Origin of the sequence: Labrenzia sp. R5_0, assembly GCF_017743835.1 — a bacterium.
Classification (GTDB): Bacteria; Pseudomonadota; Alphaproteobacteria; order Rhizobiales; family Stappiaceae; genus Roseibium; species Roseibium algicola.
In genome coordinates this window covers 725,412-738,398 of record NZ_JAGHRK010000001.1, presented here as the reverse complement: position 1 = coordinate 738,398, position 12,987 = coordinate 725,412, and the positions used below count along the sequence as shown (strand labels likewise).

The following is a 12,987-nucleotide window of genomic DNA, read 5'->3' as shown; positions in this document are numbered from 1 at the left end:
CCCCCTGCTGACAATTTACGGCAGGAGCAAAAATGGCCCGCATGGACAGGCTGATGCGTCTGATGGATACCCTCAGGCGCCTTCCCCAACCGGTCACCGCCGCGCGCCTTTCCGAAGAGACAGGCGTTTCCCTGCGCCAGCTCTACCGCGACATCGCGACCTTGCGTGCGGGCGGCGCCCTGATCGACGGGGCCGCGGGCGTCGGCTACACCCTGACGGAAGATCCCGTGCTGCCGCCGCAGAGTTTCTCCCGGCTGGAAATCGAGGCGCTGATGCTGGCGCAAAGCGGGCTGGACCAGATCGGCGACGAGACACTGAAAAAGGCCGGCCGCAACGCCATGGCCCGCATCATCGCCACCCTGCCCGACCGGCAGGCGCGCCAGGCCATGCACACGGTGATGCGCAGCTGGCGGCAGCCGGACAAGCGCCCGCCGGTGACGGTGGATCTCGACCTGTTGCGCGAGGCCTGCTGGGAGGAGTTCAGCCTGGTCATCACCTACCGCGACCTGCAGGAGCGGACGACAACCCGGGAAATCTGGCCGATGGGTCTTTCCTACAGCGAAACCTCGCTGCTGCTGCTCGCCCATTGCCGCCTGCGGCAAGACTACCGCCACTTCCACGTCAGCCGGATCGCCTCCCTGGCGCCCGGCACCGAAAGCTTCCGCCCCAACCGGGTGGGCCTGCTCCGCGACTACATCCAGCAACGGGGATATGACCGGAACAGGTCACCGCGACAAATCAACTGACGTCAAACTATTGAAGGCTGTTCGCGACACGCATTGTCCAGTCGTCATCGAACGCAACGACCATCTGCTGCACTACCGACTGGTCGACCAGTTTGGACAATGCCGGTTCGCTGACAGGATCGAGATGTATTATTTCGTCATAGCCAAGAGCGGCCAACCGTTCCGCACAGGAAGGGTGATCGTCGTCAATCTCGCCGGGTTTCGCTGATGCCTTGCGGGCATGGGCCTGGAGCAGCTCCGTGTCGGACAATTGCGACGCAACAGACAGAAGGCGCTGCAATGGTGGTTTCGGCGGCTTTGCCGCGCCCATCAACTCGCGCTTCAGCGGTTGGAAAACAGCTTCGTCGAAATAGTCATCGGCCGCCCCCAAAAGCAGCAATGCCCTTGCGCTTTCCTTCGCTTCGCCTGACTGAGCCGCGTGGCGGTCTGCTTTCAATTCCGCTTCGCGACTCAACCGGATATTTTCGGCTGCCAATGGCTTCGCCAACCAACCCAGGAGCATGTTGAGAAGCGAACCGGAAACTGTGCTCTCTGGAGGCGCATACGCAAAAACAAAAGCGAAGGTGGCTTCAAATTCAGCCAGGTTAAGACAGCCATTGACGTCACGATTCAACAGATGTGCATCCTCATGAGCCAAAATCGCGGCCAAAGCTTCCCGGTCGGTGACGGCAAGCAACGGTAAGCCAATGAAGAGGTAGATACGCGCACGGCGAAGACCGAACAGGCGCCGCCTTATCGCAACGCCGGCGTTGAGCTCGTTACTGATCATAATTACGGTGCGTTTGGCCCGCTTCGCTCCCGCGATGTCTTCCCAAAGCTCCCAGAGACCTGGAGCTTCCGCCTTAGAAATACCCGTGGCACTGCTGCCCTGCCCACCAGCAAACAGGGTGCCGACCATCATTGCGACGGCAATCATACTGAGCGGCAACATCAAAACGGCACTGACGGCGAACAGGATCGGGTTTGCGTCCAACAAAGACAGCCAAGGCGCGAACAATCCTACGACCGGAGCGACGAACAACAGGATTGCAAATCGGCCAAAGCGCCGCGCAGCAACAAACAACAGTTTCAACTTGTTCTGTTCCTGGAAGATTTGAAGTGCAGATGAAACTGGCTGCAAATCACGTGACTAATAAACACCGAGATCAAAAACATCAGACCTTCCGGGAATATATAAAACTTTCGAAAGACACCTTGCTGATACAAAGCCGCGAAATTCATCACCTGGAGCATTAGCGTCAAGAGAAATACCTGATGGAGATTTTTGGAGATCGCGCCAACAAAGGCAAACACCGCCAGTCCGGTCGCAAGACCGGCAATCAGGGATACATAAAAAACAAGCACCATTCGAACGATCCTGTATGTCGTGCCATGTCTCCATGACCGCTTCCACTAATAAGAAAATTAACTAGACTTCCGGCGTGGGAGGTAAGGGCTTAGTGCTTGCGTCGACCTTGTCACCATCGCCTGGCAACAAGAACATCTCCACCAGATGCTGTGCGATCGCCGGTGTTATGAAGTAGATCAATGAGCCGCTTGCCAAGATGGCTGCAACAGCGCCTTCCCCCTTCAAACCCAGATCAACGGAAAACAAGGCGGAATAGGCAAGGATCGTGACATAGGGGACGGACAGCACCAGAAAAACCAGGTATCTCCAGCCGCTCCTTGAGCGGTCTCTGAACCGCTTTATCTGCAAAACACTCAGTGACCAGACAAAGATCGGCAAAACACACCAGAAGAACAGCGGACTGAAATCAAAGTATCTCACAATCGAAATGAAAATATAAAAAACAAAAATTACAAAAGTAATACAATAAAAGAATTCACCACGTCTTAATTTCCCACTGAACAAGAATAAAGAAGAAATCATTATTGATACTTTTTCATTTTTTGTACTGGACCGAATTAATTCGTGAAATGAACCGGCCGATCGACTTTTGCCAAAGCCTCTTTCGTCTTCACTCTTGCATCTTGTGAAGTTGCTTCGCGCGTGACGATGACTTTTGCGCTGGAAATCAAGGTTCGTTTTTTGACAACGTTGATCCGGAGCGTCCCGATGTGAAGCACTTCACCGCCCTTGACCGAGAAGGTCGGGGACAGTGCTTTCTTCAGCTTGTCAGTCCCCAACAAAACGTCAGCCCAGTCACCGCCAAGCTTGACCACGGAATCGCCGCACGAAACTCTGGTGATCCGATAAGTGCTTGGTTCCACGACAGCTTTGTCCTTGTCAGATCCCAGGCTGAAAACGTCGCCGTTAGAAATAAATCGGTATTTTGAAGTCGCGACATTGATCATCGTGATCGAACTGCCCGGGCAATATTTGGCGTTGTAGTAGACATCGCCGAGGACAACTGCCTGTCCATTGTCCAACGCCTCCTCGAGCTTCTTTGCATCGGCCTCATCAACTGTCTTCAAGGAGTTTTCGGTAGACGTTTGGCAGGCGGCCAACAGGAGGCACAAAGGCAGGAACACCAGTCTTTTCACATTCTTTCCTTCTGGAGCTGAAGCGCAGTCAATCGACCGCAAGAGGACGGTGGCGAGCATGGCCTGAAGCAGACACTCACCCTGTGCTCCTATTGAAGGGAATTTCCGAAAAAATCAACCAAAGATTGAAAATATTAGGTGTGCAATTTTTGTGAGCGTAATCTCCTGATGAAAATGACGCCTGCAATCAACGTGGCTGCCGGTATCCAAGCGGGCTAGGTGCCTACCCTCTTCTGTTGAAAGGTGCTCAAGTGGTTCGCACGGCATATCCGCGATTTAGTCTATAGAAGACTGGCTTGCTACGACGGCCCGTTGTGGAACACACTAAAACAGCAATCAGAAACGGTTACTGCTGGATGAAGGGTCTTTGGCAGGTCAACCTCCCGACATAGCTTCGAACAACCAGTGATATGGCACACAAAGTCAAACTCGTTCAGTTTTTATTGGGAGCAAGAAAGTTCCAACTTTGAGGATCAATTTCCATGCTTTCACCCGCTGTACGGATAGCTTGGTATTCGTGCTCATTTGGAAAAACATCAAATTCTTTAAGCTGCGTGCACAGATTCTCAAAAGCTATACCCCATTCACCGTGCTCAGCATCACCACGGCAATCATTCAGCCACTCTCCATCTAACCGCCCCCTAAACAACTCGGTGATTTCAATGACAGCAATTTTGGATTTATTATTCATGTTCAATACTTCGAAATAGGTTTGGTTCCCAACCCCAACTAATCCACGTTGCGGATCAGGAGCCAGAACAGGCGAAGTGATCAAAGTCACGGCCAACAAACGGCTATTCGCTTTATCACATCACCATAAATTTCTAATTCAACCGTACTATCTAGATCATAGCCGTCTGGAATCTGTACTAGGATATGATCCTCTCGCCGCTCGAATTGTCCTTTGAGATAATGTCGATGCGATGATCCGCCTGCAACAGGGGGAAGCAAGTTCGAAACTCTTAGGGCTTGAAACTCATCGCCGACAAATAGCCGCCCTCCGTCCGTTGTTGACAGCGTTACGCTCGTTTCGTCAGCAGGAATTTCCAACAAACATTCTTCCATGATTAGTCCCGTATCTGAATTGCGTTGCCAGTGAAGCGACCTTCAAATTGACCTGCTCCCCCGATTGTCCGCGTTCATAAGTTAGCTCTGTTCACGGTGTGATCTTTGCTGGACTGGTTTGCAAATTCATGGGGAGTGAGACCGTCGAGGCTCGTATGCGGTCGGTCCAGATTGTAGTCGATCTTCCAGTTTTCGATAATGTCCCGGGCGTGTCGGTAGCTGCGGACCAGATATTTCGTTGAGGCATTCATCCCTTAGCCGGCCGTTGAAGCTCTCGACAAAACCATTTTGCATCGGTTTTCCTGGCGCGATGTAGTGCCATTCGACGCTGCGGTCCTGCTGCCATTTGAGAATGGCGTTTCAAGTGAGTTCCGTACCATTGTCGCTGACCACCATTAAAGGATAGCGAGTGCGGCGCTCAGCGATCCCGTCCAGGTCCCGTGCGGCCCGGGCCCCGGAGATCGAGTTGTCGACGACAGTTCCCAGACATTCCCGGCTGAAGTCGTCAATGACACACAGGATACGGAACCTGCGCCCATCCATCAGGGCATCGGAGACAAAGTCGAGAGACCAGCGCTGATTGGCGGCCTGCGGCACAGCCATTGGCGTGCGCGTTCACAAAGCTCGTTTCCGGTCGCAGCGCTTGCGCACCGTGAGACACTCGTCCCGGTAGATCCGGTGGAAGTTTTTCCAATCCGGCAATAACGCAGGTATTGCCATCCATTCTTCTTGACACTTGGCTGTGTCTTTGTGGCCAAAATGCCATCTTTGGACTCATTCAAATTCGAATTTCTCAACTTCTATTGGACCAAGTAAATAAATATCCTTCACATAAGTCTTTTTAACATTGACATCAGCGACGTAAAAAACTGATTCAACAGTTGAGAAGTTTATCTTTGATACTAGACTTTCTTCTGGATTGAAGGGCAGCAACTTGACAAAAAATTTCGCATCAAAATCAAAATTCTCGTATTCGCTCGGCGAATAAACTTCAAAGCTACCCGGTTCCACATAGTCACAACCAAACACTTGTTCGAATTTCGAAAGCCGCTCCTGGTGTTCGGGATCGATGTCAAAATACGCCCTCATCTCCTCAGCTGACAGCACGTTTGAGTAACCGAGATAGACTGTGTGCATTTTTTTACCTTCGAATGAGTGTGGGAAGGTTGGGTATAGCCCAACGATGTCCCAAGGACACAAGTCCGGACTGTAGCTCACCAACATTTCCGCTGTTGTCGATTAGCTGGCCTAGTTCGTTGTGAAACGCACCGGAACCATGTCCGCCATGTTTCCCAGGCAAACCAGTTTGCGGATTTATCCAGTTCAATTTCTTTGTGCTTGTTCTGAAAGACCAAATGTCTTGTGCAGTAAATCCCCAACTGTGAAACTTGTCGGCTCTAGATACCATTGCCCACTCATGGAAACCACCTGGCTCGCGGAGCATACGTTGGATTTTTGACCTTGTTGCGGGATTAGACCAGTACGCCACAAAATCATCAGTGTTTAAGTTGTTGAACCACTCTGAAAAACCGCCTTTTCCAGGTGTTGGGCCAATACCGGGTATATCGTCAATGGATACGGCCCGCCTCGTAACCCGCGTTCCAAGTGCGGTAACAATCGCCGCCGTTGTGACAGTGGCGACCAGTTTCAGGTCTTTGACTTCCTGATTGGAGAGGCCCTGTTCCGTTGCAAGGCGCTCAACCGTTCTGGCAACCGCCTCCGAAGAAAGCTCCCCTGCGTCTGCGAGCGGTTTCAGCGCCTTCTTGTACTCAGCGTATTTCTCCTCGCCGAGTGCGAGCCGCATGGTCACATCGCGGATCAACGAAACCGACATGCCCAGAGACTGCGCCCCTGCGACCAACACTTCATCCGAGGCCATCTCGCGCAGTGATTCTGCGGTTTTGGTAATCGAAGCAGGTAGTTCGGTATCGCCTCTCTCACCAACCAGGTAATCGCGTGCGTATTCCTCCAGCAAGCGGCTGAGCATCTGGACGCAAGCTTCGCGTTCCCGCGGTGTCAGTTCTGCAATTTCACGGCCGTTTTCATCGAACAGCACACAGCCGGTGGCAGCATGGGCCGAGGAGACAACGAGCTCCCAGAGGTTGAAGCCTCGGCGACCGGAACAGGTTACCAGCGCACGAAGATCGAGATCGCCTTCGTCAATTGCCTTGGCGACGGTTTTTGCCGTGTCCAGTTCCGACGGGGTGAGCGCACCAGATGCGGCCAGTTCTTCTCCCAACGCCCGGAACGCTTCCCCGAGTGCCTTTCCGGTGACTTCGATGCCTTCGACAGCCTTCTCGAGAGATGTGTCGGAGAGATAGAGCTCGAACCCTTCTTCTTTCCGGGATGTGACAACCACGACGGCATCCGGATCGCGATTAATGTTTGCAAGCTGGGTTTCTGTTGTTGTTTTATCTTCAGCCGCTTCCAGCTCCGCTTCGGCGCGCAAGGCTTCGGCGCGGGCCGTGTCGCCTTCGGCTTCTGCCGCGTCGGCCTCGGCTTCCAGGTCGGCGGCCTTGATGCCGTCGCCATCGCCGTCGCGCACGGTGATCTCACCCTCGCCAATGGTGGCGCGGGCAACGCCCTCGGTTTCGGAGTTGGAATAGGCCCCTTCCACCGTGATGCCCGGTTTGGACTTGCCTTCCGGATTGGAACCTATGCTGACGCCGACCGAGCCGGAAACCTGCCGGCCCTTGCGATGAAGGTCGATATCCGCCGTTTCCAGACGCTCGGTTTCAAGGGTCAGATCGCCGGAGCGCGAGGCGATCACCCCGCCGGTGATGGAGGTCGTTTCGCCGACATCGGCATTGAGCGCATTGTCGGTGACGATGCCGGAGGGTGCGTTCACCCAGGCCGAGCTGTTGGAGCCCTTGGCCCCGTTGACGCTGGCAGAGGCGCCGAAGGTGGGCCCAGCACCATTTGCCCCGAGCCCGATGCCAACGGAAACCCCGGCGCTGTAGCCACTGCTCTGGTTGGAGCCTTCGGCGGTATCCAGCCGGCTTTCGATCGTGAGGTTGCGGCCGATGTCCAGATCGGCACTGTCGGCTTCAATCCGCGCGCCCTTCAGGGCAAGGTCCCGGCCGGTTGCGACCGACACGTTGCCGCCCGCCGTCACATCCGTGTTGGTGTGATAGGTCTGCGACTGGCTGTAGGAACTCTGCTGGCCGGAGACATCCAGCCCCAGGCTGAGGCTGGCGCCGGGGGCCTCATTCTTGCCACTGGCGCCGACACCAAGCGTCAGCCCGATGCCCGCGGACATGCTGGAGCTTTCACCCTCATAGGCGAGTTAACATCTTCCCACACCATAAGGCGGAGCAGCTGCATCATTTTACATTGGTTTCAGGTCTGACGGTCATGCCCGCTATGCATATGCCAGAATATCAGGCGCCTGAGGAATGGGAGTGAGAAGCGCCCCCTCCAACAAACGATGAGACTAATTCCTCAATTTCTCTTGGGGAATAAATGGTCAGTCGGTGTGGAATAAAACTAGGATAAAGGTGAGACAGTTCATCCGTCTTCTTATCGGACCATGTCGTCATTGCGTGTTGAAGAATGTCCAGATAGATCGCGGTCTCTTCTTGCGATAGGTGCGGCAGCTCTCGGTGGATTAAGAAAACTTCAAATGAATCGATCCAATCAAGATCAAGCAAGCAATCACTAAAAGCATCCCAGTTCTCACCAAAATACCCGTTAGGTGCTCGTAGAGCTCTACCATACGCCGTAAAGAGACTTGACTTACTGGTGCTACCTGTTGGCAACCAAAATATCGCCCCATCCAGAAGTACCAACTTAGCCTCATCTTTGAAATACTTGAACAAGCGCGTTGCCTTCTAATTCAATGGAATAAACGTGCCAAAGTGATTTGGCGTATAATACAGTCCTCCACCTTGCCCTTGAATCACTCGTTGAGGCCCCTGTCCGATTACTCCAGGTGTTGGGTGTACATATTCAGTGTAATACCCTTCCGGTTGAGACGGCAGCAGAAAAGGAAAGCCGAGGGCGTCTAGAAAACACGGGGCTATTCAGTGTGATCTGGGTATCACCCGCCAATAGTTCATCGATGGTTTTGCGTCCTCTTTGTAGCATATATTACCCAGAGAGATTTTAACTACAGTGGAAAAATGCGCATTTTATCGCCTTTTATTTCTATTGAAACAATATCTCCTGGCTTGCACTCCCACTCTTCACTAAAACCGCCGAGTAAATACCCATCAGGTAGAACTATTGCCACCTCTTTCCTTACCATGCGCACATAGCAAGGACGCCAAACGTCTATTCCTTCGTCTAGCAAACGTACGTATGCTTTCACTCGGCTATTCATAGACATACCCAGGTCCACCTACGCGAAAAATATCTCCTGTGGTGTTGTCTCTAACCACAGATTGTCCAGTTGTCGGGTGTATATCACCAGCAGGAGGGGTCCGGGCGGCGAAGGCCAGATTAGAGACTTACAACATCCTGGCCTATTCGTAGATTGGATAGTGGACTGGGAACACAATGAAAGCCGGGATAAAAATCATCATCCAGTTGGCAGCTTTTCAGCAATTTTTCGGAAGCCGTCAGCATTGAAACCCGTCAAGGTGGGCATCTCCCAATCGAAAAAACGTTTGTCATCAACCGCGTGAAAAATTAGGGATCTGATGCCGGAAAGTTCTGAGTACGTGAGAGCACTATTCGGAACAAATGCACTCACAGCATCATGAAGATATTTTGCAGGCCCCCCGGCAATCTCTGAGCAGACAACAATATCTCCCCTCATTTCAAGATCGGAGAGAGCCTTCTTGATTGCTTGCATTAGAAGATCATCGATCATCAGTATGGTTCCGTCCTTGTAGGAATTCGAGAAACATAGTCTGAATAGCCCGTGGGTTACTCATTTAGTGCAAAGAGAGTTAGGTGATACCTGACGGAAGCGAAAGGAGCTTGAGCGGCTTATAGAGCTTTTCGATTCTTTCGTCGGGCCAATAGGAACCCACAGCGACCGCTTCCATTTTTTCCATATCAATCCCCGTGGCGACCTGCAAAAAATCGCTGGGACCTGCGTAGATCATGTGCCGGACATCTCCGGTTCGCAGTAAAAGAAATTTAATGGGATCAGAAAAGAAAATACAGATTTCGAGATAATCTGCTTTGCCATTCTCGTCAAAATTAAAGAAGCTACTCCAGCTCACATCATCAGAGTTATATTTTCTAATGTGCGCTTTTGTAACTTCTAAAGATAGATCATTAATCGGCACCGAATAATACTCAGATATACCTAATTTCATAAGCGCCTCACTGAGACAGCGAACAACGTCGTCACTTACATTATTATCGTCTATTACAACCAACTTCCAGCAATGGCTCTTCACCAGATCTGGAGATATAAGATCTTTATCTTTAATTGCACTCCTCAATAACGTCCAAGTCTTGCAATTAATCACCATATCGAATTTCTCGAGTTGTACCAACGTTCCCGGCGTCGTTAGTCCATTGAAATTCGATGGTCGGTCGCCCATCGTGGCTCGGACGCACAATTACTTTCGTTCCGTGAGGTAGTCTTCCCATACGACGATCAGTATCAATCGTAAGAACATTGGATAGTTTCAATGCATCAAAATCTGCGTCAGCTTGGGCTAGCGTTCCTCCTGGTATCCGTTCAATACTGCGGACTAACCTCAAAACGGGGAAATTTCAGGGGAGCAGGTCAAATTTGAGACCAATCTAAAGGTGACGCTACAATTGGCGCAGCAGTTATTGCCGACAAAATGAGCGTAACGAAAACTCGGAAAAAGTGGCGCATTGCAGTCAACATAGACCGCTCAAATCCATGCCAAGCGCCTCACCCATCTCCTTAGCCAATGGTGAGCCAGGGCGCGGGAACATATGCGCCTCTACAAAACCAACAAGGATTTCATTTTGAACTTCTGGCGAAGAGTCTTTCACAATTGCAACCACACGATCAAGAACACTTTCACCAAATGCGGATTTAGTGGCAAGTTCAGCATAATCTCGCCCACCGACCGCTCCCCAAAACACAGTTGGAGCTTCTCGGGTGAGCTCACCAAATGAGTCATAATAGGAAGGCAAAGAGCTATCTTTCACACTAGGAAAATTCTTTGCTAACCAGCTTACAAAACGAAAGCTTGTATCAATAAGGGACTCACGGTCTTGGGGTAGCAAGTGCATCCTCCATATCAATGATCATGTTCTGCGCTGTCCGAATATCAGGAGTGCTACCCAACGTGCCCTCGAGGTGGGCTAGAGTTTTCCGAGATCAGAGCACGTGAATGCAGTGCCGGTGGCCATCCCATTTGCACCGGTGGCTGTTAGAGCGCGGGCGGTGTTCGCCAGACCGACCGGCGGCGCATTCAATTCCTGCCCATGGCTGGATAGCTTAGCTTCTGCGATATACCTTGTGCGTCGAAAAAATTGCCTTGCCCAAGGACAGTGATAAAGAGCAAGAGGATCTTCGAAAAAACCCTCTGAGCCGCGCAATCATACTTCGATGAACTCGACTTCAGCCCAATTTACGCGCTCATCCGCAAAACGGAACTCTTCTGAGCGGTTCCAAATAAAGCACGCAGAACTAACGCGTTCCCAACCATGACCTAGCCGCTCTATTAGGATTGGAAGCGTCGCGTCCGATATGGCTTCTGCATGTAACTCCATTGAGCACTCATAACATTCCGGGATTTTCCAGTACTTTTTAACCTCAAAGGCAACTATGTTCCCAAGATCTCGAAATGCATCCATAAGGCTCCGTCCAAGCTCTGCGGCTTCATCCTCCGAAGCCACAGAAGAGAGAAACCGTATATTGATATAAGAGGCTTGCGTCATTTGTGTGTAATCTTCCCGTCCAATGATACGTTTGCGTGGGAACCATCCCGAGTAGCCCATCCCAACTGCGACTTCCCCGTATTCGATAGCTGAACATCCCACTCAAATGCTTGACCTTCCGTTCTGGATGGTCCACGCGTCCATTCATTTCCAAATTTGTCGACATACCCCTTGTTCGGACCACGTGGCAAAGGTGTAGTTCCATCCCATTTCTCCGGAGGAACGAATCTTATCTTCCCTGAACTCGGCAACTGAGCCTCTTTGACACGAGCAGACTTCGTCCAGACCTTCCCGGAGCTCAGCGTACCCGGCGGGTACGGTGATTGTTCTGGAGGTACGGAATCAACGTTCGGGCCCTTGTATCCTCCCTTTGTCGCCTTTGTTTTTCCAACAAACTTCGGAGCGAGAGCGAGTCTTACTGTGGTGAAGCTGGTTCCCGGCCCACCGACCGCAGATGCGTCGCTTACATAAGAAATGACTGCCGGATCCCCCACATCCAGCGGATTGGCAAAGAATAAGTCACCTGTAACCGTATTCTTATAGAGGAAACGACCATTGCCGTCTGTCGTTACAAGGTCTTCGCCATCTTCTCCGTAGCCTGTTACATACGGGCCGTTTGACATGGCCGCGATTGCGCCCATTGCCCTGACCGGAGCCGTGAGGTTCCCGGTGCGGAGCAGATCCGCCCAACGACCGGCATCCTCCGGGTTGGCGATCATAGTGCCGAGATAGATCTCAAGGCATTGACGTGTCTCTTCGTCGCTCAGGTTAATGACATACCCATTGGATGTCGTAACGGAGCAAGTTCCTTGTGCGTAGGCAGGTGAAACAAACAATTGCCAGAGATTAAAGCCATGTTGAGGGTTGCAACCAGCAAGCTGTGTCAGGATCGCTTCGTCCGAAAGGTGTCCCGCACGTTTGGCTTGGGCCAGGTCTTTTAAACCTGGGTTTTCATCTCCCATCCTTTCCATGACACTGGAAACGATTGAAGAAGCTGCGTGCCCAACCAGTTTGACGGCTTTGAAAGCATCTCTGACACTCGTATCACTCACATAAAGCTCAAACCCTTCCTGCTTCTGCGAGGTCACTTCCACCACCGCGTCCGGGTCGCGGTTGAGGTTGGAAAGTTGGGTTTCAGTGGCGGTGGTGTCTTCCGCCGCTTCCCGGTCCGCTTGCGCGCGCAGGGCTTCGGCGCGGGCCGTGTCGCCTTCGGCATCTGCCGCGTCGGCCTCGGCTTCCAGGTCGGCGGCCTTGATGCCGTCGCCGTCGCCGTCGCCGTCGCGCACGGTGATCTCGCCCTCGCCAATGGTGGCGCGGGCAACGCCCTCGGTTTCGGAGTTGGAATAGGCCCCTTCCACCGTGATGCCCGGTTTGGACTTGCCTTCCGGATTGGAACCTATGCTGACGCCGACCGAGCCGGAAACCTGCCAGCCCTTGCGATGAAGGTCGATATCCGCCGTTTCCAGACGCTCGGTTTCAAGGGTCAGATCGCCGGAGCGCGAGGCGATCACCCCGCCGGTGATGGAGGTCGTTTCGCCGACATCGGCATTGAGCGCGTTGTCGGTGACGATGCCGGAGGGGGCGTTCACCCAGGCCGAGCTGTTGGAGCCCTTGGCCCCGTTGACGCTGGCCGAGGCGCCGAAGGTGGGCCCGGCGCCGTCTGCTCCCAGCCCAATGCCAACGGAAACCCCGGCGCTGTAGCCGCTGCTCTGGTTGGAGCCTTCGGCCGTGTCCAGCCGGCTTTCGATGGTGAGGTTGCGGCCGATGTCGAGATCGGCACTGTCGGCTTCAATCCGCGCTCATAAAAGCGATCAACCAAAGCAAAGCTCGATCAACAAGTTGGCAATGCAGCCCAGTGTCACTTTAAAAGTTC

14 protein-coding genes and 2 pseudogenes are annotated in these 12,987 nt (G+C 52.6%); 1 reads left to right on the top strand and 15 read right to left on the bottom strand.

From position 1 onward, the window contains the following. Nucleotides 1-32: 32 nt before the first annotated feature. Nucleotides 33-746 carry a YafY family protein gene (locus J7447_RS03440; protein ID WP_286188904.1) on the top strand — a complete coding sequence of 238 codons (714 nt, stop codon included), beginning with the start codon at nucleotides 33-35 and terminating at the stop codon, nucleotides 744-746. Between the two features lie 7 nt (nucleotides 747-753). On the opposite strand, the gene J7447_RS03435 is transcribed toward J7447_RS03440, so the two are convergent. The 15 genes and pseudogenes from J7447_RS03435 to J7447_RS03370 all read right to left on the bottom strand — a co-directional run bounded on the left by J7447_RS03435 (nucleotide 754) and on the right by J7447_RS03370 (nucleotide 12,850). Next, nucleotides 754-1,818, bottom strand: a complete 1,065-nt coding sequence (locus J7447_RS03435) for a M48 family metallopeptidase (protein WP_168688011.1) — start codon at nucleotides 1,816-1,818, stop codon at nucleotides 754-756. After that, the gene (locus tag J7447_RS03430) at nucleotides 1,815-2,093 is read right to left on the bottom strand and encodes a hypothetical protein (RefSeq protein WP_209168746.1); all 279 of its coding nucleotides are present in this window, start codon (nucleotides 2,091-2,093) and stop codon (nucleotides 1,815-1,817) included. The genes J7447_RS03435 and J7447_RS03430 overlap by 4 nt, the downstream gene beginning before the upstream one ends. A 61-nt stretch (nucleotides 2,094-2,154) precedes the next feature. Then, nucleotides 2,155-2,616: a DUF805 domain-containing protein gene (locus J7447_RS03425; protein WP_209168745.1), complete on the bottom strand. Its 462-nt coding sequence runs from the start codon at nucleotides 2,614-2,616 to the stop codon at nucleotides 2,155-2,157. 35 nt (nucleotides 2,617-2,651) lie between these two features. After that, nucleotides 2,652-3,230: a hypothetical protein gene (locus J7447_RS03420; protein ID WP_209168744.1), complete on the bottom strand. Its 579-nt coding sequence runs from the start codon at nucleotides 3,228-3,230 to the stop codon at nucleotides 2,652-2,654. Between the two features lie 433 nt (nucleotides 3,231-3,663). Then, entirely contained in the window at nucleotides 3,664-3,921 is a 258-nt protein-coding gene (locus tag J7447_RS03415) for a MafI family immunity protein (protein WP_209168743.1), read from the bottom strand. A 448-nt stretch (nucleotides 3,922-4,369) separates the two neighbouring features. After that, a pseudogene (locus J7447_RS03410) lies at nucleotides 4,370-4,973 on the bottom strand (integrase core domain-containing protein); the annotation flags it as partial. A 96-nt stretch (nucleotides 4,974-5,069) separates the two neighbouring features. Next, a complete protein-coding gene (locus J7447_RS03405; protein WP_209168742.1) occupies nucleotides 5,070-5,432 on the bottom strand; it encodes a hypothetical protein in 363 nt (120 codons plus the stop codon). A 4-nt stretch (nucleotides 5,433-5,436) separates the two neighbouring features. Next, nucleotides 5,437-7,290 carry a hypothetical protein gene (locus J7447_RS03400; RefSeq protein WP_353653756.1) on the bottom strand — a complete coding sequence of 618 codons (1,854 nt, stop codon included), beginning with the start codon at nucleotides 7,288-7,290 and terminating at the stop codon, nucleotides 5,437-5,439. Further along, nucleotides 7,270-7,557, bottom strand: a pseudogene (locus J7447_RS31500) (hemagglutinin repeat-containing protein); the annotation flags it as partial. The gene J7447_RS03400 and the pseudogene J7447_RS31500, both read right to left, overlap by 21 nt. A gap of 118 nt (nucleotides 7,558-7,675) precedes the next feature. Continuing rightward, nucleotides 7,676-8,113 (bottom strand): barstar family protein, encoded by a 438-nt coding sequence (locus J7447_RS03395; RefSeq protein ID WP_209168740.1) that lies wholly within the window; start codon nucleotides 8,111-8,113, stop codon nucleotides 7,676-7,678. A 12-nt stretch (nucleotides 8,114-8,125) separates the two neighbouring features. Beyond that, entirely contained in the window at nucleotides 8,126-8,275 is a 150-nt protein-coding gene (locus tag J7447_RS31495) for a ribonuclease domain-containing protein (RefSeq protein WP_353653755.1), read from the bottom strand. Nucleotides 8,276-8,814: 539 nt separating this feature from the next. Beyond that, on the bottom strand, nucleotides 8,815-9,108 hold the full coding sequence (locus J7447_RS03385; RefSeq protein WP_022997886.1) for a hypothetical protein: 294 nt from the start codon (nucleotides 9,106-9,108) through the stop codon (nucleotides 8,815-8,817). Nucleotides 9,109-9,187: 79 nt separating this feature from the next. Further along, entirely contained in the window at nucleotides 9,188-9,793 is a 606-nt protein-coding gene (locus J7447_RS03380; RefSeq protein WP_209168739.1) for a hypothetical protein, read from the bottom strand. 289 nt (nucleotides 9,794-10,082) lie between these two features. Further along, nucleotides 10,083-10,457 carry a hypothetical protein gene (locus J7447_RS03375; RefSeq protein WP_209168738.1) on the bottom strand — a complete coding sequence of 125 codons (375 nt, stop codon included), beginning with the start codon at nucleotides 10,455-10,457 and terminating at the stop codon, nucleotides 10,083-10,085. Nucleotides 10,458-11,110: 653 nt separating this feature from the next. Further along, entirely contained in the window at nucleotides 11,111-12,850 is a 1,740-nt protein-coding gene (locus tag J7447_RS03370) for a polymorphic toxin type 17 domain-containing protein (RefSeq protein WP_286189041.1), read from the bottom strand. Nucleotides 12,851-12,987 lie beyond the last annotated feature (137 nt).